Raw genomic sequence first — 23208 nt, forward strand, 5'->3', positions numbered from 1 at the left:
ATGTCGTGGGTTCGGCGGATCGCCCGTGGCGCGAGCATGGGGCTGGCGAGCCTGCTCGCTCACGCGGGCGGGGAGGACGACCTGTGCGTCGGTCACGACGGGGAGCGCGGCGGCGAGCCTGCCGCGGTGAAGGCGTCGCGGCAGCCGGTCGAGCAGAACCAGTACGTGACGCCGCTGCGCTCGGCCGCGGCCGCGGCGGTCTGTGGGTCGACACGCATCCCGCATACCGGATCGGTCGCCGGGGCAGGCCCGCCGAGGGCCTGATCGGGGGCCTGATCGGGGGCGTCGGTGGGAGGGTCGGTGGGGGTGTCGACCGTGATGGGCAGGCCGGCAGGGATCGGCGCGGGAGCCAGGGGTGGCGCGGTGAAGCGGCGCAGCCGGTTGGCGTTGCCGACCACCGACAGCGAGGACAGCGCCATCGCGGCGGCGGCGATCATCGGGCTGAGCCGGATGCCGAGGAACGGATACAGCGCCCCGGCGGCGACCGGAATGCCGATCACGTTGTAGACGAAGGCCAAAAACAGGTTCTGCCGGATGTTGCGCATGGTGGCGCGGGACAGACGCACGGCGGTGACGACCCCGGCCAGCGCGCCGGAGATCAGCGTGATGTCGGAGGCCTCGATGGCCACGTCGGTGCCGGTGCCGATGGCCAGCCCCACGTCCGCCTGGGCCAGCGCGGGGGCGTCGTTGATGCCGTCGCCCACCATGCCCACCCGCAGCCCGCCGGCCTGCAGGCGGGCGATCTCGGCGGCCTTGCGGTCGGGCAGCACCTCGGCCAGCACCCGGGTGATGCCGACCTGACGGGCGATGGCCTCGGCCGTGCGCCGGTTGTCCCCGGTGATCATGATGACGTTCAGGCCCAGCCGCCGCAGGGCGGCGACCGCGGCGGCCGAGTCGTCCTTGACGGTGTCGGCCACGCCCAGCGCGCCGGCCGGCTCGCCGTCCACGGCGACCATGATCGGTGTCCGTCCGGCCCGGGCCAGCCGCTCGGCGATGCCGGCCAGCGGGACGGCGTCGACGTCGTAGCGGCGGAGCAGGCGCGCGCCGCCGACCAGGACCCGATGGCCGTCCACGCTCGCCACGACGCCCTGACCGGTGACCGAGTCGAACCGCGCCGGATCACTCAGCGGCAGGCCCCGCGCTCTGGCCCCCTCCACCACGGCCCGGCCCAGCGGGTGTTCCGAGACGCGCTCGGCCCCAGCCGCCAGCCGCAGCAGGTCCTCGGCCGTCCGGCCGCCGAGCGGATGGACGTCGGTGAGCGCGGGCTGCCCGCGGGTGATCGTGCCGGTCTTGTCCAGCACGACCGCCTGCAGCTTGTGCGCGGTCTCCAGCGCCGCGGCGTCGCGGATCAGGATGCCGGCCTGAGCGCCCTTGCCGGTGCCCACCATGATGGACAGCGGGGTGGCCAGGCCCAGCGCGCACGGACAGGCGATGATCAGCACCGCGACCGCCGCCACCAGCGCGAGCGTCAGCGCCGGCGGCGGGCCCGCGATGAACCACACGGCGAAGCTCACTATCGCGATCGCGATCACCGCCGGCACGAAGTAGCCGGAGACCAGGTCGGCCAGGCGCTGGATCGGCGCGCGGGAGGCCTGCGCGGCCTGCACCAGCCGGATGATCTGCGCCAGCATGGTCTCCGCGCCCACCTTGTCGGCGCGGAAGGTGAAGGCGCCGCTCTGGTTCACCGTCGCGCCGACCACCTCATCGCCGGGCCCCTTGTCGACCGGGATGGACTCACCGGTGACCATCGACTCATCCAAGGTCGAACGGCCCTCCAGGATCACCCCGTCGACCGGGACCTTCTCTCCCGGGCGCACGAGCACCGCGTCCCCCGGCCGTACCTGCTCGACCGGGATCTCGCTCTCCTCTCCGTCACGTATCACCCGGGCGGTCCTGGCCTGCAGGCCGATCAGCTTGCGGATGGCCTCACCGGTGCCCGCCTTGGCCCGCGCCTCCAGCAGGCGGCCGAGCAGGATCAGCGTCAGGATCACCCCGACGGCCTCGTAGTAGACCTCGCGTGCCTGCTCGGGCAGCACGCCGGGAGCCAGGGTGACCAGCAGGCTGTAGCCGTAGGCGGCACACGTGCCCAGGGTGATGAGGCTGTTCATCTCCGCCGAGCGATGCCGCAAAGCCAGCCAGCCCGTCCGGTGGATCGGCCAGCCGGTGTAGAACATCACCGGCGTGCTCAGCGCCAGCTGCAGCCACGGGTTCAGCAGCGCCAGCGGCACCCAGGCCGCGCCGAACACCTCATGCGCCATCACGGCGAAGACCACCGGAACGGTCAGCACGGCGCCCACCATCAGCCGGCGCGCCAGGTCGCGGATCTCGGCACGCCGTTCGGCCGCCTCGGAGTCCCTCGGCGGTGCTAGGTCCTGCAGCGGTGCCACGTCTTGCAGCGCCACCTCCTGCGGCGGCTCGCTGTGCTTCAGCGGCTCAGCCTGCGAAGGCGCCGGCGAGCCGGGCGCTGCGGACGCGACGGTCCCGGCCGGTTCGACGATCAACCGGCCGCGGATCATGTTCATCCCGCAAGCGAAGCCGTACTCGCCCACCTGCCGGGGATCCAGCTCCACGACGCTCGTGGTGAAGGCGGGCAGCGGCCGGCTGATGCCGAAGTCGGGGAAGACGACCCGGGAGGTGCACTCGCCGCTCTCGCGCCGATCGAAGATCAGGCGCGCGGGAACGCCTTGCCGCAGGCGGACCACGTCTGGGGAGTACCCCCCGCGTACGACGATCCGGGCCTGCTGCACCCCCTGGCGCACCTCGGCCCGGCCGCCACCGCGCCTGCCGAAGAAGTACCAGGCCAGCGCCGCCAGCAGAACCCCCGCCAGCCCGATGACGATCCAGTCGGCGGCGTTCACGACCCCTCGCCCCCGCCGCCGGAGCGCTCGCGATCCCGCTCACGCGGACGATCCTTGTCGTGCGCGGCCATGCCGCGCATCATCATCACCATCATCAACGGGCAGCCGAGCCCCAGCAGCACCAGCACGACGGTGCCGAACGGCGCCCCAGCGGCGACGGCCACCCCTGCGACCACGACGGCCACGGCCGCCAAGATCAGATGTTGCCTCACCATCACGACCTCCTCGGGCGCGTCCCCCCGGCACGGTCCGCACCGCGACCCGCCCGGACCGCCGGACCGTCCCGTCAGGGGTTCCTCCAGCCAGCATGCCCGTATTCCCCTAGGGGGTATATGGACCAACGTCCCGGACCGGCGGGACCAACGCCCTCCAGGCGATCCCCCGATGGCCCCCGCGACCAGTTCCCAGATAATCCATGTTATCTGGCAAGATAGCGATCACGCCTCCGGCGCGAGCTGGGCGCCGGCCATCTGGCGCGGCAGCTTCGTTTCCGAGTTATCTGGCAACTTCGAGGATGGGGTGGGTTGGCGCGATGGATCCGGTCATCGCCGAGCAGCTCGGCCGCTCCCACCCGCTCGCCGCGCACCTCGACGACTTCCTCACCGACCTGGCCAACGCCGGGCGCTCCACGCACACCCGGCGCGCCTACCGCGGCGACCTGATCGCCTTCGCCGCCCACCACGGCGACGACCTCGCCGAGCTAACCGCGACGCCGATCCGCGCCTTCCTGGCCGGGCTCGCCGAGCTGTCGCCGGCCAGTCGCAAGCGCAAGCGCGCCGCCGTCGCCTCCTTCACCAAGTGGGCCGTCCGGCACGACCTCCTGCAGGCGAACCCGATGGACCGCATCGACACCGTCAAGGCGCCGAAGAACCTGCCCCGCCCCGCCAGCGCGGCCGACGTCGCCAGGGTGCTGGCGGTGATCTGCTCGCGGCGGCCGCGCAAGGAGGCGCCGTTGGACCGGCTGCGCGACCGGGTGCTGTTCGAGACCGCCTACGTGTGCGGTGCCCGCGCCGCCGAGGTGTGCGGCCTGCATGTCGAAGACCTCGACCTGCGGCTGGACGACGAACACGTCCGCATCTGTGGCAAGGGCGGCAGCGTGCGCACCGTCCTGCTGGATGACCGCGGCTACGTCGCCCTACTCAAGCTCTACCTGGCCCGCGCCGGCTACACCGCCGGGCCGCTGTTCCGGGCCTCGATCAACGGCCGCGGCGGATCGCTGTCCTACGACGCCGCCCACCACCGCTGGCAGGGCTACTGCGCGCAGGCCGGCGTGGAGATCGACATCCACCAGTTGCGCCACGCCCACGCCACCGAGCTCATCAACGCCGGCGTCTCCATCGAGGCCGTCCGCCGACGACTCGGCCACGCCTCCACGGAAACGACACAGCTGTACGCGCTGCTGGACGACAAGGTCGCCGACGCCGAGATTCGCGCCGCCCGGCGGCGGCGCGAACGAACAGCGCGCTGAGGAATCTTCACAACCAAGAGCAGCCTCAGCTGACTGGGATCAAGATCCTTCTCAGCGGCAACGGCTGTCCACCAATATCGGGCCATCGTCAGCTATGGAGCCGTGTGGTCACCCTAGTCAGCGACATGACTATCCCTTTCTCCCGTACTTGGTCTGCCCCCCATCAGGGATATGACCCCTTCCACGTCGTGACGAGCATGTCCAGTTGTTCAATCTGATCGGTTCCGTGTAGTGCCTGCCAGCTCCGCCGCCACCGCCCGTTCCCGCAACTGCGCCGCCTCGGCCCGGGCCGCCTCCAGCTCCGCCCGCAGATCCTCGACCCGCATCCGCTGCAACCGCAGCTCCGCCCGCGCCTCGTCCAGTTCCTTGGCCGTCGCCTCGACCCGCGCCTTCTCCCGCGTCACGGCCTTGCGCTCCCGCGCCAGCGCCGCCGCTCCCTTCTCCTCGACCTCGGCCACCTTCCCGGCCATCCTGCCGGCCTCGGCCGCCGCCTTCTCCGCCTCCTGCACGGCCGCGGCCCGGTCCCGCCCGGCCTCCGCTGCCGCCCGCTCGGCCGCGACGGCCCGTTCCAGCGCTCGTTCCCGCTCCTGCGCCGCGGCCTCCTCCCGGGCCTGGGCCGCGATGAGCTCGCGCTCGGCCCGCTCACGTTCCCGAACGGCGACCACGGCCTCCTCCCGAGCCCGGTCCCGCTCCTCCCGGTCCTGCCGCGCCGCCTCCTCAGCCCGCCCCACCTCGGCGCGAGCCGCCTCCCGCGCCCGCGCCACTTCCGCCTGCGCCTCCTCCTGGGCTCGCGTCACGGTCACCTGCGCCTCGTCCTGCGCCCGTGCCACCGCCGCCTGGGCCTCTTCTTCCGCTCGGGACACTGCGGCCCGAGCTTCTTCCGCCGCCCGGGCGGCCTCCGCCCTGGCCTCCGCGGCCCGCCGGTCCGCCAGCTCCACCCGCTCGGCCAGTTCCCTGGCGGCCTGATCCCGCGCCTGTTCAGCCAGCTCCGCCTGCCGCGCCGCGTCCGCAGCACGCCGTTCTGCGAGGTCCGCCCGCCGTTGCGCCTCCTCGGCCGTCTGCAACGCCTGCCGCTCGGTGCTGGCCGCCTCCCGCAACGCCGCCAACGCCTGCTCCCGAGCTCGCTCGGCGTCGCTGAGGGCGGTCTCCTTCTCGTTCTCCGCCTCTTCGAGCCGTGCTCGCATCTCCGCCGTCTGCCTGCGCGCGTGCTCCGCCGCCTCCCGCGCGAGCCGTACCTGCTCGAACGCCTGCTCCCGCTCCGTACGGGCGATCGCCACGCGCGTGTGCGCCTCCGCCTGCACCGCGCTGAGCTTCGCCTCGACCCCGGCCGGGCTGAGCTCCTCCGCCAGAGCCCGCGCCAGTGGCTCGATGGCCGCCGCCAGCCCGCTCTCCATCCGGTCGTACAACTGCTCGGCCCTGGCCAGAGCGCCTTCCAGGCCGGGGGTGGCGCGCCGCAACTCCCGTTCCCGCTTGGCCGCCGCCTGACAGTCCTTCTCCGGGCAGTACGCCTTCGGCCGCCCCCGCCCTCGCCGCTGCTCAATCGGCGCCCCGCAGTGCTTGCAAGGCGTCACAACACTGGTCTCCGCAGTCACACGCTGACTCTATCATTTTTGATTTTCCAGAAAATCAAATTCAGAAAAGTCGATGTGTTGCGCGTGGTGGAAGCGACGCCAACTTGCGAGAAGAAAAGATTCCCGCAAGTTATGGATGCGGACGGGCGGGGCCCGTGCCCGGTGGTGAGTTGGCGCGCCTCGCGGTTGCCATCGCGGCCGCGGGAGAAGGGCCTGGCGATCTTCACCGGAATCCGGCAGCGGCACCGGTACCGCGCGGGCCCGCTATCACCGGGCATCGTCCTCAGCAGGGTCGAGTGCCTGGCCTTTCCCGAGGCCAGCAAGCAGCGGGACTGGGAGCAGCGGGTGTGCTCGCGGCTGGCCGAGACGTTCTTCGCGGCCGAACGCCATCCCGAGGCCGTCCGCCACGCCGAGCAGGCGCTCATAGTCTCCCGCGACATCGGCCACCCCACGGCGAGCCCCTGCGGGCCCTTGGCAGCGTGACAAGGAGCATGGACTGCCTGCAACAGGCCTTCGGCATCTTCGCCAGGCTCGGCGTCCCCGAAGCCACCGATCTCATGCTCCTACTCGACGGCATGCTTGACCGCGATCTCCGGCTAACCTCGACCTGCAGTTGGCGCGGCCTCGGTGAGGGGACGGCCGTGTACAGATCGGGGTGACCTCATTCACTTGGACCGAACGTCTCTCGGCAAGATCAGCAAGACGCCTCCGGCATCGAAGTCGTGTGCGCATGCGGTCGGCGCAGTCTGGCAGGATCGTGACTCGTGATCGACGAGCTCGCGAAGGACCACCTGTACGGGAGACTGCGGCGGGACCGCGAGGCGCTGCTCTGGAAACTCGACGGCTTGTCCGAATACGACGCCCGCCGGCCTTTGACAGCGACCGGGACCAATCTCCTCGGCCTGGTCAAACACCTGGCCACCGTCGAGGCCAGGTATTTCGGCGAGATCTTCGACCGTCCTTCCCCGGAACCGCTGACCCGGTGGCAGGACTCCGACGGCAGCGATCAGTGGGCGGCCGAAGACGAGACCCGCGAACAGATCATCGCGTTCTACCGGCGCACGTGGGAACACTCGGACGCGACGATCAAGGAGCTTCCCCTCGACGCCCCCGGCCACGTGCCGTGGTGGCCGGAGCCTTGTCCGAACACGAACCTGTTCGCCATCATGCTCCATGTCCTCAGCGAGACCGTCCGGCATGCCGGGCACGCCGACATCCTGCGCGAGGGCCTCGACGGCCGGACCGGGTTGCGCGCCGAACACGAGGTGGCGATCGACGAGGAAGCCCGCGCCGCCTACCGCGCGAAGATCGAGCGGATCGCCAGGGCTGCCGCACAAGCCAAGGGGTGACCACGATCGCGTCACCGTGGTCCTGCCCAGGACGGAGCTGCGTCCGGTCCACTTCACGGCCTACGCGAAGGTATGATCATCGGCCTCTGGCCTGCTGAAAGGTCCTCCGACCCTGGACCCGCTGGGTCGTCGTGGTGGAGCGCGGGTCGGAGACGGGCAGCGAACGGGTCGATGCGGTCGGCCGGCAGCCGACGTTGCCCGGGTGGTAGATGGCCGCCCGCACCGAGGCCCGCACCGAGGCACGTCTGCACGGATTCACAAAGGGGTTCAAGGGGGCCGGTGCCGGGCTACCGGATCCGGTACGTCGACCACGTCTTCGCGCCCGGTGGCGAAGTGGCGCCCTGCCGGTGGGGACGCCTGCCCCACGTCCGCGAGACGGTCCTGGCCGGGGACTTCGAGGACCACGTCGTGATCGGCGTGGGGGCCGCGCGACGGCTCGGCTTCCGTGCTCAGGAGCTGGCCGGCCCGACCGTCTGGTGATCGGTCTCGCGCATCCCTCGTGGGTGCGCGCTGACGGCTGAAAGGGGCGGGCCGGAAAGGGGATTTTGTGGTATTTGTGTGATCTAGGCATTGGGTCGAGCAGGGAACAGACGTGATCCATCAGCGGCCGATGATCTCGCCGACGCTCGTCGGCCGTGCCGGTGAGCTGGCCCTGCTGACCGAGACCGTCACCAGCACTCCGGCGGTCGCCGTGGTCGAGGGCGAGGCGGGCATGGGCAAGACCCGCCTGGTGGGCGAGCTGTCGCGGACCGGTCTTCGCGTCCTGACCGGCGGTTGCGCCAGGATCAGGGAGCCGTTCCCCCTGGGCCCGATCGTCGAGGCGCTGCGCGAGGTGTCCGATGACCTGACCGGCCTGTCCAAGGTCGCGGGCGCGCTGCGCCCGCTCCTGCCCGAGCTGGCCGAACGCCTGCCGGAACCTCCCGAGCCGCTGGACGACCGCGCGGGGGAGCGGCACCGGGTCTTCCGCGGCCTCGGTGAGATCCTGCGCGCGCTGGGCCAGGCGGTGCTGGTCGTGGAGGACCTGCACTGGGCCGACGAGCAGACCGTGGAGTTCCTGGGTTACCTGCTGTCCGACCCGCCCAGCGACCTGGCCGTGGTGCTGACCTACCGCGCCGACGAGGCCTCGGCCGACCTGCGCGCGGTGACCGCCCGCCTGCCACGCGCCGTCGCCCACGCCCGCGTACGGCTGGCGCCCATGGACGTGGCGCAGACCAGGGCGCTGGCGGCGGCGATCCTGGGCACCGAGGAGGTCTCGCTGGACTTCGCCGAGCACCTGTGCGAGCGGGCCTCAGGCGTCCCGCTGGCGGTGCAGGAGCTGGTGGCGCTGCTGCGCCAGCGCGGGACGCTCATGCACCGGGGCGGCGAATGGGCACGCAGGACCATCGCCAGGCTGGACGTGCCCGCGGGCGTGCGCGACCCGGTGCTGGAGCGGGTGGGCCGCCTGTCGCCGCAGGCGGAGGCGGTGGTCAGGGCCGCCTCGGTGCTGTACGAGCCGATGCCGGTCGAGGTGCTGGCGACCACCGCCCGCCTGCCGTACGAGAGCGCGCTCGACGGGCTTGACGAGGCGGTTGAGCACGGGCTGCTGGCCGCGCGCGGCGAGACGGCGGCGTTCCGGCACGTCCTTGCGGCGCAGGCGGTGTACGAGGAGATCCCGGCGGCCCGACGGCGCGACCTGCACGCCAGGGCCGCGGCCGCGGTCGGGTCGATGCCGTCGGTGCCGCTCGGGCAGCTGGCCCATCACCACCGGCGCGCCGGGCACATGGCGGAGTGGGTGGAGGCCGCGGAACGCGCCGCCGACCAGGCGCGGCGGCTGGGCGACGACGCCGAGGTCGTCAGGATCCTGGAGGCGGTCCTGCGGCACGCCCCGCTGGAGGCGGAGCACCGCGGGCGGCTGACGATCAAGCTCGCCTGGGCGGCCGAGGGGCTGCTGCACATCCCCGACGTCATCGACCTGCTGGCCCTGGCGTTGGACCAGGCTCCCTCACCGGTGGTCCGCGCCGAGCTGACCCTGCTGATGCTCTACCTGAAGGACGCGACGGGGCAGAGCCCCGGCCCCTGGTTCGAGGCGCTGGCCGCGGCGGTGGAGGACCTGGACGTCGAGGCCCAGCCCGAGCTGGCGGTGCGGATGATGACCGTCCTGAGCATGGGGCGGGACGCCAGGACCGCCGACCGGCGCTGGATGGACAGGACGCTGGCCGTCCTGCCCGCGGTCAGGAACGCGCACCTGCAGATCTTCGTGCTCGGCAAGATCACCAGCAGTATGGTGCTGATGGGCGATCCGCGCTGGGCCGAGCTGATCGAGGAGGTGCGCGGGAGCCTCGGGCACCAGGCCTGGCACCGGGCGAAGGTCAACGCCTACTACTCGATCGGCTCCGCGCTGGCCTTCGTCGGTGACCACGTCCAGGCGCAGACGATCTTACGCGTGGCCCTGGAGGGCGCGGCTCCCCTGGCCGAGGTGAGCGGCGGGGACATGATCGACCGATGCCGTTCCGCGCTGGCGGTGGCCGACTACTGCGCGGGCTCCTGGGACGGGCTGACCACCGAGACGGCCCTGCTGGCCGAGCGGCTCAGCGAGCGGCCCAAGGACAGGTACGCGACGGCGACCGTGGCCGCCTGCCTGGCGCTGGCCCGCACCGACGCGGCCGGCGCCGAGTCCGGCATCCGCCAGGTGATGATCGAGGTCCCTGGCAACATGGACGAGACGTCGCTGCTGGTCACCGCGCTGTTACGGCAGGCCGTCGCGCGCGGCGAGCCGGAAAGGACGGTGGCGGAGGTCCTGCCGCTGGCCGAGTCGTGGTTCGAGCGCGGCCTGCGGCCTTCGGAGGTGCGGATCCTGCCCGCCCTGACCGAGGCGATGGTGGCGGCCGGGCGCGCCGGACAGGCCGCGGACCTGGTGACCCGCGCGGAGCAGGCGCTCGCGGGCCTGGCCGCGCCGCTGGCTCCCGCCGCGCTGCGCCACGCCCGCGGCTTCCTCGACCCCCGCGGCGGCCACTTCACGGCCGCGGCCGAGCTGTACGACGCCGTCCACTGCCCGTACGAGGCTGCCCAGGCCAGGGAGCGGGCCGGCACCGACGAGCAGCTCAGGCAGGCCATCGACGCCTACGAGGCGCTCGGCGCCCGCTGGGACCTGGACCGCGCGGCCCGGCTGGCCCGCGAGCGCGGCCTGTCGCTGCCCGCCAGGCACCGGGGCGGCACCCGCGGCTACGGCGACGCCCTGTCGCCCCGCGAGCGGGACGTCGCCCGGCTGGCCGCCTCCGGGCGGACCAACAAGGAGATCGCGCAGGAGCTGTTCCTGTCGGCCAAGACGGTGGAGCGGCATCTCAGCTCGGTCCTGCGCAAGCTGGGCCTGCGCTCGCGGATCGAGCTGGCCCTCATGGGGGACGCCGCCACGGCGGATTGAGGGATCTCCCGCATAGCTAGCCGAATGTCGCGTTCGTCACGATCATCGCATGCCCGACATACACCAGGCCGAGGACGAGCCCGTTACGGACGTGCCCACCGAGGACGAGGTCGAGGACCTCGCGCCCGAGGGCGATGACGACAAGGACGGCTGGGTCAAGGCATGATCACATCCCCCTCCCGGCTGGGCGCGGCCTGCCTCGCGCTCACGCTGCTCACCGGGCTCGGCACCGCCAGAGCCGCGACAGAACCCCCCCAGGAAGCCGCGACCGGGCCGGCCGCCACGGCCACCACCCCCACCACGGTCACGCTGGTCACCGGCGACAAGGTGCTGGTGGACCCCACCGGCGGCTCCACCGTCATCGACCCGGGCGACGGCGTGTTCACCCAGCTCGCCCTCAACGGCGACGAGTACGTCATCCCCGCCGAGGCCGCCCCGTTCCTGGGCGCCACGCTGGACGTCCGCCTGTTCAACGTCAGCTACCTGGTACGCGCGGGACTGGACGACGCGCACGCCGACGCCCTGCCGGTCAAGGTCGAGGCGGGCGGCGTGGCCACGCTCGGCCGGCAGTCCGGCAGCCTGCCCAAGAAGGACGCGGAAGCCTTCGGCCGGGAGCTGGCCGGCAGGTGGAAGGCCGGGCAGAAGCCGGGCGCCGGCCGCATCACGCTGGCCCCGCCGCAAGGCGCCCCCGCCCTGCCCGCCGACCCGATGGCCGGCCCGACGGCCGCGCGGAGCGACTATCCCGACTACCACACGGTCACCGTCGACTCCGTCGACCGCGACGGCAAGCCCGGCGTCATGCTCGGCACCATCCACAGCCTGGACGACCCGACGTTCACGTTGTTCCAGGTGGGCAGCGGCGTGGAGGGCACCTCGGAAGCCGTCTTCAGCGTGCCGGAGGGCGACTACAGCATCGAGGCCAGCGTCCTGACCGGACCGGTCGGGGACCTGAGCTCCACCGGCGCCCTGGTGATCGAGCCGGAGTTCTCCGTCGAGCAGGACCTGTCGCTCACGCTGGACGCGCGTAAGGCCGTGCCGTACGAGGCGACGTTCGAGGGCGTGCCGGGGACCGGCCGCACGCAGTACGACCTGATCACCTACAACCGCACCACGGTCCAGGGCGAGCAGGTCGGCAACCCGCCCTTCGGCAACTCGGTGACGGCACTGTTCCTCATGCGCCTGGTGTCCGGAGGGGACTTCGGGGTGCACACCCTGTACGCCACCCCGACCAGGCGCGTCACCAAGGGCAGCCTGGACTTCCTGGCCATGACCTCGATCGGCGGTCCCGGCGGGAACGACCCCACGTACAAGGCGGCCTTCCACGAGCCCGGCGGCGTGCCGGCCTCGCTCACCCGCACGGTCAGGCGCGCGGACCTGACGACGGTGGAGTCCACGATCCACAACACCCCGGGGGCCACGTCCCAGCACCAGGAGCTCCTGAGCATGGTCTACCTGCCGTGGACGCAGACCACGTTCGGCGTCACCGCGCCCCTGGACGGCGGCAAGCGCACCGACTACTGGTACAGCAACGCCCCGGGCGAAGTCGTCTGGGAGCCCATCCTGCGGCCGGACCTGGGGCTGCGCCTGTTGGGGGAGCGCCGGCTGGTCCGGCCGGGCCAGCGCGTCGCCGAGACCTGGAACAAGGGACCGCAGGTGCCCTCCAGCAGCGCGCCGTACACGCAGGAGGCCCTGATCGGGCTCCAGGGCACGCCCGACACGAACGTCACCAGCGCGCTGCGGCAGGTGTGCGTGGCCTGCCGGCAGGACGATCTGGCCCTGCTGTACCTCAACCCGTACGCCGACTCCACCGCCGGCCACTACCGCTCGGCCCTCGACGGCCTGGCGCGGGTGGAGTTCTACCGGGACGGCGCGCTCGCCTTCACCTCGGCGACCCGGGGCGACGGCCTGCGCCTCACGCAGCTGCTGGACCTGCCGCTGCTGCCTGAGCCCGCCGAGTACCGGCTGAAGGTGACCGGCGACAACCCCGGCGTCGAGGACGCCACCAGCACCACCGACTGGACCTTCCGCACCACGAGCCGCGACCGGGCGGCCGACCTGCCCGACTCGGCGCAGTGCGCGCCCGACCCCACCCGCCGCTGCTCGTTCCTGCCCCTGCTGTTCGTACGGCCCGACCTGCTGCTGGACATCGCCGGCGCCACCCCCGCCGACCGGCCGTTCGAGGTGGCCTTCACGGTGCGGCACCAGCAGTACCAGGCCGACCCCAGGGGGGTGAAGGCCACCGTCTCGGTCTCCTACGACGGCGGCACGACCTGGTCGCAGCCCCAGCCCGCGACCCGGGGCCGCGACGGCCGCTTCACCACGACCCTCGCCGCCCCTGGCGGCGGCGAGTACGCCGCCCTGCGGATCAAGGCCGTCGACCGCGACGGCAACGCCGTCGAGCAGACCAACCTCCGCGCCTACCGGCTCGCACCGAAGGACCAGTGACCGTGATCATCTCCCGGCTGCTCCCCGCGATCGTGCTCGGCCTGACCCTGCTCGCGCCGACGTCGGCGCAGGCCGCCGACGACTGCCGCACCCCCGACTGCCTGCTGAAGGTCAACGCCAAGCCCGACGAGGACGTCAGCGGCGGGCTCAGGGCGGCCGACCTGCAGGATGCCTACAAGCTGCCCTCGTCCTGGCTGGGCGGCGGCCAGACCCTCGCGGTCGTGGTGCCGTACGGCCATCCCACCGCCGAGCGCGACCTGAACGAGTACCGCAAGGGCAACGACCTGCCGCTGTGCGACGAGGTGTTCCCCTGCTTCCGTCACGTGAACCAGCGCGGCGGCGCCGACCGGCCGCTGACCCACAACGGCTACGCGCTGCACGTCGCGGCCGGGCTCGACATGGGCTCGGCCACCTGCCCCAACTGCAAGCTGCTGCTGGTCGAGGCCGACGACGAGACGCCGGCCAATCTGGGCGCCGCGGTCGACCAGGCGGTCGCCCAGGGCGCCGACGCGGTCGCGGTGATGAGCGGCTCCTACGAGTACGCCGGCCAGCGGGCCGACGCGGCGCACTACGACCACCCCGGTGTCCCGATCGTCGCGGGCGGCGGCTCCGGGTTCGGCAGCGGCGTGGGCAGGCAGCTGGTCCCGGCCGCCTACGGATCGGTGATCGCGGTGGGCGCGACCGTCCTGTGGCGTGACCCGGGCAACGCGCGCGGCTGGAGCGAGATGGCCTCCTCGGAGTCCGGCTCGGGCTGCTCGGTGTACGAGGCGCGCCCGACCTGGCAGCCGAAGGGGCAGTGCGGCGCCAAGCGCACGGTCGCCGACGTGGCCGCGGTGGGTGACGCCCGCTCGCCCGTCCAGCTCTACGAGAGCACCTCCTGGGGTGGCTGGATCGGCGTCAGCGGCACCCCGATCAGCGCCGCGCTGATCGCCGGCGTGTACGCGCTGGGCGACAACGGCCAGGACATCGTGCCCGGCCAGAAGCTCTACGGCTCCGGCCAGTACCTGTTCGACATCACCTCCGGCGCCAACGGGTCCTGCGGCGGCGCGCCGCTGTGCACCGCCAGGCGCGGATACGACGGGCCCACCGGCATGGGCGTCCCCAACGGCATCGGCGCCTTCTGAGGAGCATGCGTGCGCAACCTAAGCAGAACCGCGGTCGCCCTGGCCGCGACGGCACTGACCACGACATTGACCACCGGGCTCACGACCGGCGCGGCCACAGCGGCCCCGACGTGCACCCCCGCCTGGAAGCTGCTCGACGTGCCCGCCATCCCCGACGGCGGCTACTCGGTGGCCCACGCCTCGTCCGTCTCGTCCAAGCAGGTGATGCTCACCACCGAGGGTGACCGCACCTCCGCCACCCTGACCTCGGACGGCAGGTCGGTCAGGCTCCTGAGCCAGCAGATCCCGCACGCGGCCATGGCCCCTGGCGGCGCCTGGGAGACGACCTTCGACTCGAACTCCAGCGGCTGGGCGCGCTACCAGTTCCGCTACGGCGACACCTACGGCAGCGGCATCCCGGTCTTCGCGCGCCTGTACGGCGGGCGGTGGACCTTCGTGCCCACCGCGCCTTCCCCCGATCCCACGGTGAGCAGGCCCAACCTCCAGGGCATGGACTCGATCTCGCCCTCGGCCGCGTGGAGCGTCGGCGAGTACACCACGCAGAGCGCGGACTCCGCCGGCGCCGCCATCCAGCAGTGGGACGGCAGGGTGTGGAAGAACATCGACAACCCGGCGCGGACCAGGGCCAACGCGACCCTGCGTGCCGTGTCCGCGCGCTCGCGCGACGACGTGTGGGCGGTCGGCAGGCAGTTCACCGACCCCGGGCGGATCGAGTCGCTGATCCTGCACTACGACGGGAAGGCGTGGACGGAGCTGCCCGGCGCGCCCGGGGTGCTCGCCGAGCTCGTCTCCGTGAGCGCTCGCGCCTCCGACGACGTCTGGGCCGTCGGCTTCGAGCGCAAGGGCGACGTCTTCGGCCCCGTGGCGCTGCACTGGGACGGCACGTCCTGGAGCAGCGCGGCCACGCCGTCGGCGGCCTGGACCATGCCCATGACCGTCTACGCGGCGGGCCCCAGCGACGTGTGGATCACCGCGATGTCGCCGGCCGACGGCTCGACGCAACCCCCGTTGCAGCACTGGGACGGCACGTCCTGGACGGACGTGCGGCCCGAAGGCGTCCAGCCGCCCGGCTCCGTGTACATCTACGCCTCGCTGACCGGCTCCGGGCCCAAGGACGTGTGGGCGACCGGCCAGATCCTCAACGGCAGCGGCTGGGAGTCCACCTCGCAGCCGCTCGTCGCGCACCTGAGCTGCGAAGGACGCTGACATGAAGATCATCACTTTAGCGGTGGGCGCGGTCCTGGCCGGCTGCCTCCTGGCCCCCGCCCCGGTGGCGGCGGCCGACGACCCCGGCCCGCTGCGCGGGGACGTGCGGGCGGCCTACGCCGCCAAGGACCGTACCGACCTGTGGGTGCTGCTGTCCGAGCGGGCCGACACCAGGAGCGCCGAGCGGGCCAGGACCCGCACCGCCCGCGGCGAGCAGGTCGTGCGCGCCCTGCGCGACACGGCCGACCGCTCGCAGGCCCCGCTGCGCAAGCTGCTGAAGGCCGAGGGCCGCAAGAGCGAGACGTTCTGGGCGGCCAACGCCGTGTACGTCCGCGACGTCCCCCTGAGCCTGGCCGAGAAACTGGCGAAGATGGACGGCGTGAGCGAGGTCAGGGCGCCCAGGACCTACCCGGTGGCCCTGCCGGTGGAGACCAGGGCCGCCGCCGCGACGGCCGCCGCCGTGGCGTGGGGCGTGGCCGACATCAAGGCCGACCAGGTGTGGCAGCAGTACGGCGCGCGCGGCGAGGACATCGTCGTGGCCAACGTCGACACCGGCGTGGAGTACACCCACCCGGCGCTGGTCGGCTCCTACCGCGGCAACAACGGCGACGGCACCTTCACCCACGACTACAACTGGTACGACGCGGCCGGGAACTGCAAGGAACCCGGCCCGTGCGACGGCCACGGCCACGGCTCGCACACCATGGGCACCATGGCGGGCGACGACGGCAAGGGCGACCAGATCGGCGTCGCGCCCAAGGCCAAATGGATCGCCGCCAGCGGATGCCAGAGCGGCGGCTGCGCCGACCTGGACCTGATGCGGGCCAGCCAGTGGCTGCTGGCGCCCACCGACGCGGCCGGGCAGAACCCCGACCCGGCCAAGCGCCCGCACATCGTCAACAACTCCTGGGGCAGCGACCTGCCCTCCAACGAGCCGATGTTCGAGGAGGTCCAGCAGGCGTGGGCGGCCTCGGGCATCTTCGGCGTGTGGTCCAACGGCAACGAAGGACCCGACTGCCGCACCTCCGGCACTCCGGGCAGCCGGACGCTCAACTACTCCGTGGGCGCCTACGACAGCACCGGCACGATCGCCTCCTTCTCCAGCCGGGGCGACGGCCAGGACGGGCAGGTCAAGCCCAACATCTCGGCTCCCGGCGTGGACGTCCGCTCCTCGGTCAAGGGCGGCGGCTACGCCACGATGTCGGGCACCTCGATGGCCGCGCCGCACGTGTCGGGCGCGGTGGCCCTGCTGTGGTCGGCCGACCCGGCCCTGGCCCGCGACATCGAGGGCACCCGTACGCTGCTGGACCTGACCGCCATCGACACCGCCGACCCGCAGTGCGGCGGCGACGCGGCCGACAACAACGTCTACGGCGAGGGCCGCCTGGACGCGCTGGCGCTGGTGCGGGCGGGCGCCCAGGGCCTCGGCACGCTGTCGGGCACCGTCACCGACGCCGCCACCGGCAAGCCGCTCAAGGACGCCACCGTGGCGCTGAGCGGGCAGCTCAACCGCCGCTCCACCTCCGGCGAGGACGGCGCGTACACCTTCAGGCTGCTGGCCGGCGACTACCAGCTCAAGGTGAGCGCCTACGGCTACCAGGACGCCACCGCGACGATCCAGGTGCCCAAGGACGGCTCGACCGAGCAGGACGTCCCGCTCACCCCGACCGAGCGCAAGACCCTGTCGGGCACGCTCACCGACGGCTCGGGCCACGGCTGGCCGCTGGGCGCCAAGGTGAGCGCCGACGACGGCCAGGGCCACACCTGGGACGCCACCGCCGACGCGCTCACCGGCCGCTGGTCCCTGTCCCTGTTGCCCGCCACCACCTACACGCTGCGCATCACCCCGGCGGTGCCGGGCTACGACCCGATCGACAAGCAGGTCAGCCTGGGGGCGCAGGACCAGACCGTGGACGCCGCCCTGCCCGCCGCACTCGCGTGCGTGGCCCCCGGCTACGCCGCGAGCAGGTCGGGCACGCCCGAGCTGTTCAGCTCGGGCAAGCCCACCGGCTGGCAGGTCACCGACGTCGATCCCGGCTTCCCCGGATTCACCCACCAGCCGGGCTGGGTCTTCGACAACCCCGGCGCCAGGGAGAACAGGACCGGCGGGAGCGGGAGGTTCGCCATCGTCGACTCCGACCACTCCGGCAAGGGACACGTCCAGGACACCTACCTGACCGGCCCGGTGCTGAACCTGGCCCAGCACACCAGCCCGGTGCTGGAGTTCGCGGGCGACCTCAAGGCCGCCGTCAACTCCGTCGCCTGGGCCGACCTCAGCCTGGACGGCGGCCGTACCTGGGCGACGGTGTGGACCCGTAAGGGCTTCCCCGGCGCCGCGGGCCCGGCCGCGCAGGTGGTGTCGATCCCGCAGGCGGCGGGCAAGGCCAAGGCCCAGGTCCGCTTCCACTACCGGGGCAACCGCTCGGGCTGGTGGGCCATCGACGACGTCTACGTCGGCGACCGCGCCTGCCACAAGACCGGGGGCGGCCTGGTGACCGGCGTGGTCACCGACGCCGCCACCGGCAAGCCCGTACAGGGGGCGGCGGTCGCCTCCGGCGGGCGCACCGCCACCACCGACGCCTCCGGCGCCTACTGGCTGTTCTCCTCCGGGACCGGCGCCCGGGAGGTGACCGTCACCAAGAGCGGCTACGCCGCCAGGACCGCCACCGCCACCGTCACCGCCGACCGCGTCACCGGGCTCGACGTGAAGCTCGCGACCTCCTGACCGCCCGCGCCCCCGGCGGCTCACCGCCGGGGGCGCCGCACCCCATCGGGCAGCCGGTGGGCCGACAGTGCGGGCCGGATGAACTCGCGGGTTCGATCAGCCGATGGGCGGCGCGAGGTATTCCAGCGCATAACCGTCGCCGGAGGGGGTCACGCGGGCGATGCCGGGTGAGTCGAGGTGGGCGCCGGCCACGAAATGGTGCGGTCGGGTCAGTCGTTGGAGGAGGGCCGCCCGTGCGGCGCGGGCCTGGGCCTGGTCTCCGTCGAGCTCCCAGGACACGTTCGGCTGGTCGAACTGGAGCGTGGGGACGTGCACGGTGTCGCCCCAGACGAGAAGGTGGCCGGTGCCGCTCCTGACGTCGTAGACGGTGTGACCGGGGGTGTGGCCCGGTGTCGGGACCGCGGTGGTCCAGTCGTTGATCGCGACCTCCTCCGACACGAGTACGACCCGGTCGCGGATCGGTTCGAGCCGCCCGGTGAACACCGAGAGGTCGCCCGCGCCGATCCACACGCGCTCGAGTTTCGTGAACGCCTCCGAACCGTCCGGGGCGACCAGGCCGCTCACGTGGTCCTCGTGCCGGTGGGTGATGGCCACCTCGGTGACCTGCGCGCGGTCGATGCCCGCTTCGTCGAGCGCGTCGTAGATCAATCCCATGGTGGGGTCGTGCCAGACGTCGGACGCGCCGGTGTCGATGAGGATCGACCGCGTGCCGTCGGTGACGAAGAAGGCGTTCACCGACAGCCGCAAGTCGCCGCCGGCCAGCGGGACGGTGGTCGGCAGCTCATCGAGCGGGCGCCCGTCCTCGTCGCGGAGCCGGGTCGGCGGCATGTCGATGTACCCGTCTCGCAACGAGATCACCCGCAGGTCGCCGAATTCGAACGTGGCATGGAGCCGGCCGCTCGAGATCAAACGCATGGAACCTCCGTCAGGTCGGGCGCACGTCACTCTTCGCGCGTCTCTGATAGAAGAATCATTCTTCTTTAGGAGAGACACTACACTACGGGCAGCGACGGCATTCAACGACCGAGGAGCACGGTGGTCCGGCAAGACGCGAACGCGCCCGAAACACAGCACGGCGACGACCTGGCCGGCGCGTTCGGCGCCAACGTGCGGCGACGCCGCGAGGAGGCGGGGCTGACGCTGGAGCAGTTGTCCGTCCGGTCGTCGGTCAGCCGGGCGATGCTGTCCAAGGTCGAACGCGGCGAGAAGAGCCCGACGATTGGCGTCGCGTCCAGGATCGCCCACGCGCTCGACGCGTCCCTGTCGGACCTGATCGGTGCTCCGGCTCCCGCCGCGTCCGGTGCGGCCATTGTCATGCGCAAGAAGGACCGTCCGGTTTTCCGTGACCCGGAAACCGGCTTCGAGCGGCACATGGTGTCAGCGGCCCCGGGCGCGACAGGAGCCGAGATGATCGTCCACCATCTCCCCGCTCAGGTCTCCACCGGGCTGCTGCCCGCGTATCCGCCGGGTACGGAAAAACAACTCCTGGTGCTCGACGGCACCCTCACGGTCGCGATCGGCGGGATCAGCGAGACCCTGAACACAGGCGACTCCATGTTCTTCCAGGCCGACGCGGACCACGGCTTCGCCAACAGAACAGACGCGCCCTGCGAATACGTCATGGTCATCTCGCGCAGAACGTGACCGGTTGGCGCCGTCCTCCACGTACGCGGACACGCCGGTCTCTCGCGCGGTGGCGATGAGCATGGGGATGAAACCGTGATCTTCGGGACGGCGGCGATCCCGGTCGCGATCGGGCCCGTCCTGCTCGGCGCTCTCCCGGACCGGGCTCAACGAACGCACGTTCTTCCGGCACTTCCCCGACAACCGGGAGGTGCTCTTCGACGGCGAATCCGGCCTGCGCGTCCCCGACGCAGGCGGTGGCCGAGGCGCCCGGCCTTCCACCAAGCGGCCCAAGCCTAGAGGGAACTTGACCCGGTTGTGGCCATTCTGCGAGTAGAGCGCGGGTAGTTCACCGCCAGTCCGGCATGTTCCCTTCCGCGCGGTGGCGGAGGACCGGCCGGGCGGTGAGCAGCGGGCCGACGGGCCCCAGGCCGCGAGGGGTGGCAGTGCCGAAGGACGGCGGGCAGCAGGACGCGGGCCGGGAGGCGCGCGCCCCGTCGTCGGCCGATCTGGTCATCGTCCTGGTCACGCTGGTGGTGCTGGTCGGCGGGTCACTGGCGTTGTTCGGCCTGGACGCGCTCGACGGCCCGATCCAGGTGGCGCTCGTGCTGTGCGCGCTGGTCGCGATGCTGGTGGTGCTGAAGAACGGGCACCGCTGGGAGGAGGTCGAGGCGAGCGGGCAGCGGGCGCTGTCGTCGATCACCAGCGCGGTCTTCATCCTGCTCGCCGTGGGCGCGCTGATCGGCACCTGGAACATGTCGGGGACGATCCCGACCCTGGTGTACTACGGGATCCAGGTGCTGTCGCCGGGGTGGTACTACGCCGCCGCCGCGCTGATCTGCGGCGTCGTGGCCATGTCGATCGGCAGCTCCTGGACCACGGCGGCCACGATCGGGGTCGGATTGGTGGGCATCGCCACCATGCTGGAGGTGTCGGCGCCGATCACCGCCGGGGCGGTGATCTCGGGCGCGTACCTGGGGGACAAGCTGTCGCCGCTGTCGGAGACCACCGTGCTGACCGCGCAGATGGTCCGCGTGAACGTCTATGAGCACATCAAGCGCCAGGCCTGGACGTCCGTGCCGGCCTTCGTCCTCGCTTTCGCGCTGTTCCTGCTGATCGGGCTGGTCTGGGGGCGGGCCGCGACGGGCCTCGGCGACACCGCCAGCGAGCTGAACGCGCTCGGCCACCTCTACTGGATCACCCCGCTGAACCTGCTGCCGCTGCTGCTGCTGGTCGTGTTGTCGGTACGCAAGGTGCCGGCCACGCTGGCGCTCATGGCGGCGGCGATCTTCGCCGGCATCGTGGGGATCTTCACGCAGCCCGCCGTGATCCGCGCGTTCGTGGCCGAGCCCGCGCTGAACCCGGTCGCCGCCGGGATCAAGGCGATCTGGCGGGCCATGGCGAACGGGTTCGAGAAGAGCTCCGGCCTCGCCGACGTCGACCGGCTGCTGTCGCGCGGCGGGATGGACAGCATGTTGCCCACGCTGTGGCTGATCATCGGCGCGGTCACGTTCGGCACCGTGCTGGAGGAGTTCGGGCTGCTCAACCGGCTCATCGAGCCGATGGTGCGGGCGGCCAGGAGCACCGGCCGGCTGTTCGTGACGGTCTTCGCCAGCGCCTTCGGCCTCAACCTCATCGCCGGCGACCAGTACATCGCGCTGGTGCTGCCGTCACGGATCTATCGGGCGGAGTTCGCCCGGCGCGGCCTGGCGCCGACGAACCTGTCGCGGCTGGCCGCCGACAGCGGGACGGTCACCTCACCGCTGGTGCCCTGGAACTCCTGCGGGGCGTTCATGGCCGCCGTGCTGGGCGTGCCGACCCTCGCCTATCTGCCGTTCTGCTTCTTCAACCTCGCCAGCCCGCTGCTCAGCGTGGTGTACGGCATCACCGGCTTCCGGATCGAGCGCCTCCCGGCGGAGCTCGCCCCCGACATGGACGTGACGGGCCGGCCACCGTCGTGACCCAGACCGGCACGCACACCGAGGGCGCGCGGAAGATGTCGCTGCCGATCCTGACCGGGATGGTGGTCGGGTCGATGGTCGGCGCCGGCGTGTTCTCGCTGCCGCGCAACTTCGCCCAGGCCACCGGGGTGCTCGGCGCCGTCGGCGCGTGGCTGATCGCCGGCGCGGGCATGCTGATGCTCGCCTTCACCTTCCAGACGCTGGCCGTGCGCAAGCCGCACCTGGACGCCGGCGTGTACGCCTACGCCAAGGCGGGGTTCGGCGAGTACCCGGGCTTCTTCTCCGCCTTCGGCTACTGGGCCAGCGCGTGCGTGGGCAACGTCTCGTACTGGGTGCTGATCAAGTCGACCCTCGGCGCGGTGATCCCCGCGTTCGGCGAGGGCGCCACGATCGCCGCCGTGGCGGTCTCGGCGATCGGTGTGTGGGCCTTCCACTTCATGATCATGCGCGGCGTGCGCGAGGCGGCCAGGATCAACCAGATCGTCACGGTCGCCAAGCTCCTGCCGATCCTGCTGTTCGTGGTGATCCTGGCGGTGGCGCTGCGCGGCGACGTGTTCGGCCCGAACCTGTGGGCCGGCGCCGCCCGCACCCCCGGCGCGCTGTTCGAGCAGATCAGGGCGACCATGCTGGTGACCGTGTTCGTGTTCCTGGGCGTGGAGGGGGCGAGCGTCTACTCCCGCTACGCCCAGCGGCGCGCGGACGTGGGCCGGGCCACCGTGCTCGGCTTCCTGGCCGTGCTCGCGCTGTTCGCCTCGGTGACCATCCTGTCCTACGGCGCGTTGCCCAAGGACCGGACGGCGCAGCTGCGCCAGCCGTCCATGGGCGGCGTGCTGGAGTCGGTCGTGGGTACCTGGGGCGCGGCGCTGATCGGATGCGGGCTGATCGTCTCGGTGCTGGGCGCGTACCTGGCGTGGACGCTGATGGCGGCCGAGGTGCTGTTCGTGGCCGCCAAGGACCACGACATGCCGGTATTCCTGGCCCGCGAGAACGAGCGCAACGTGCCCGTCGCCGCGCTCGTCATGACCAGCGCGCTCATCACCGCCGTGCTGGCCGTCACCCTGTTCTCCGACGACGCCTTCACCTTCACGCTGAAGCTGACCAGCGCGCTGTCGCTGATCCCGTACCTGCTCGCCGCCGGGTACGCGCTGCGCCTCGCCCTCACCGGCGAGACCTACGACGACACCCCCAGAGGCCGGGGCAAGGACCTGACGATCGCGGCGCTGGCCACCGTCTACACCGCGTTCCTCATCGTCGCGGCCGGGCCGACGTTCGTGTTGCTGTCGTGCGTGGTCTACGCGCCCGGCACCATCCTGTTCGTCCTGTCGCGCCGGGAACGCGGCCTGCGTCCCTTCTCCGTCCCGGAGCTGATCCTGTTCGCCGTCGTCGCCGCCGGGGCGCTCCTCGGCATCACCGGCCTGGTGACCGGCCGCATCACCATCTGAGCCCCATACAGAGCCGCACAGACAGAGCCGTACAGA

At 72.1% G+C, this 23208-nt stretch carries 16 protein-coding genes; 12 read left to right on the forward strand and 4 right to left on the reverse strand.

What is annotated here, in order from left to right; translation table 11 throughout:
• Positions 1 to 92: 92 nt before the first annotated feature.
• Together MF672_RS15885 and MF672_RS15890 are read right to left on the reverse strand one after the other, a co-directional pair.
• Positions 93 to 2858, reverse strand: a complete 2766-nt coding sequence (locus tag MF672_RS15885) for a heavy metal translocating P-type ATPase (RefSeq protein WP_242376350.1) — start codon at positions 2856 to 2858, stop codon at positions 93 to 95.
• Positions 2855 to 3073 carry a DUF2933 domain-containing protein gene (locus MF672_RS15890; protein WP_242376351.1) on the reverse strand — a complete coding sequence of 73 codons (219 nt, stop codon included), beginning with the start codon at positions 3071 to 3073 and terminating at the stop codon, positions 2855 to 2857. Before MF672_RS15890 ends, MF672_RS15885 begins: the two co-directional genes overlap by 4 nt.
• Before the next feature lie 317 nt (positions 3074 to 3390).
• On the opposite strand from MF672_RS15890, the gene MF672_RS15895 reads away from it, so the two are divergent.
• Positions 3391 to 4326: a tyrosine-type recombinase/integrase gene (locus MF672_RS15895; protein WP_242376352.1), complete on the forward strand. Its 936-nt coding sequence runs from the start codon at positions 3391 to 3393 to the stop codon at positions 4324 to 4326.
• A 209-nt stretch (positions 4327 to 4535) separates the two neighbouring features.
• Here MF672_RS15895 and MF672_RS15900 read toward each other — a convergent pair whose 3' ends face one another.
• Entirely contained in the window at positions 4536 to 5783 is a 1248-nt protein-coding gene (locus MF672_RS15900; protein ID WP_242376353.1) for a coiled-coil domain-containing protein, read from the reverse strand.
• A gap of 300 nt (positions 5784 to 6083) precedes the next feature.
• Here MF672_RS15900 and MF672_RS15905 point away from each other — a divergent pair, with 300 nt between their 5' ends.
• From MF672_RS15905 to MF672_RS15940, 8 genes are all read left to right on the forward strand, one after another.
• Positions 6084 to 6380 (forward strand): hypothetical protein, encoded by a 297-nt coding sequence (locus MF672_RS15905; RefSeq protein WP_242376354.1) that lies wholly within the window; start codon positions 6084 to 6086, stop codon positions 6378 to 6380.
• Between the two features lie 281 nt (positions 6381 to 6661).
• A complete protein-coding gene (locus MF672_RS15910; protein ID WP_242376355.1) occupies positions 6662 to 7246 on the forward strand; it encodes a DinB family protein in 585 nt (194 codons plus the stop codon).
• A gap of 279 nt (positions 7247 to 7525) precedes the next feature.
• Positions 7526 to 7726 (forward strand): hypothetical protein, encoded by a 201-nt coding sequence (locus MF672_RS15915; RefSeq protein WP_242376356.1) that lies wholly within the window; start codon positions 7526 to 7528, stop codon positions 7724 to 7726.
• A 112-nt stretch (positions 7727 to 7838) separates the two neighbouring features.
• Positions 7839 to 10646 (forward strand): ATP-binding protein, encoded by a 2808-nt coding sequence (locus tag MF672_RS15920; protein ID WP_242376357.1) that lies wholly within the window; start codon positions 7839 to 7841, stop codon positions 10644 to 10646.
• A gap of 162 nt (positions 10647 to 10808) precedes the next feature.
• Positions 10809 to 13091: a hypothetical protein gene (locus tag MF672_RS15925; RefSeq protein ID WP_242376358.1), complete on the forward strand. Its 2283-nt coding sequence runs from the start codon at positions 10809 to 10811 to the stop codon at positions 13089 to 13091.
• Complete coding sequence (locus tag MF672_RS15930) at positions 13088 to 14215, forward strand: S8/S53 family peptidase (protein ID WP_242376359.1); 1128 nt, start codon at positions 13088 to 13090, stop codon at positions 14213 to 14215. Before MF672_RS15925 ends, MF672_RS15930 begins: the two co-directional genes overlap by 4 nt.
• Positions 14216 to 14224: 9 nt before the next feature.
• On the forward strand, positions 14225 to 15421 hold the full coding sequence (locus tag MF672_RS15935) for a hypothetical protein (RefSeq protein ID WP_242376360.1): 1197 nt from the start codon (positions 14225 to 14227) through the stop codon (positions 15419 to 15421).
• 1 nt (position 15422) lies between these two features.
• Entirely contained in the window at positions 15423 to 18146 is a 2724-nt protein-coding gene (locus tag MF672_RS15940; protein ID WP_242376361.1) for a S8 family serine peptidase, read from the forward strand.
• Positions 18147 to 18242: 96 nt separating this feature from the next.
• Here the strand turns inward: MF672_RS15940 and MF672_RS15945 are convergent, their stop codons facing one another.
• Positions 18243 to 19061, reverse strand: a complete 819-nt coding sequence (locus tag MF672_RS15945; protein ID WP_242376362.1) for an MBL fold metallo-hydrolase — start codon at positions 19059 to 19061, stop codon at positions 18243 to 18245.
• 120 nt (positions 19062 to 19181) lie between these two features.
• On the opposite strand from MF672_RS15945, the gene MF672_RS15950 reads away from it, so the two are divergent.
• The 3 genes from MF672_RS15950 to MF672_RS15960 all read left to right on the forward strand — a co-directional run bounded on the left by MF672_RS15950 (position 19182) and on the right by MF672_RS15960 (position 23172).
• On the forward strand, positions 19182 to 19790 hold the full coding sequence (locus tag MF672_RS15950) for a helix-turn-helix domain-containing protein (protein ID WP_242376363.1): 609 nt from the start codon (positions 19182 to 19184) through the stop codon (positions 19788 to 19790).
• 419 nt (positions 19791 to 20209) lie between these two features.
• A complete protein-coding gene (nhaC, locus tag MF672_RS15955; RefSeq protein ID WP_242376364.1) occupies positions 20210 to 21730 on the forward strand; it encodes a Na+/H+ antiporter NhaC in 1521 nt (506 codons plus the stop codon).
• A complete protein-coding gene (locus MF672_RS15960; RefSeq protein WP_242376365.1) occupies positions 21727 to 23172 on the forward strand; it encodes a basic amino acid/polyamine antiporter in 1446 nt (481 codons plus the stop codon). Before nhaC ends, MF672_RS15960 begins: the two co-directional genes overlap by 4 nt.
• The last annotated feature ends 36 nt before the right edge of the window (positions 23173 to 23208 follow it).

The organism is Actinomadura luzonensis, from assembly GCF_022664455.2.
Taxonomy (GTDB): Bacteria; Actinomycetota; Actinomycetes; order Streptosporangiales; family Streptosporangiaceae; genus Nonomuraea; species Nonomuraea luzonensis.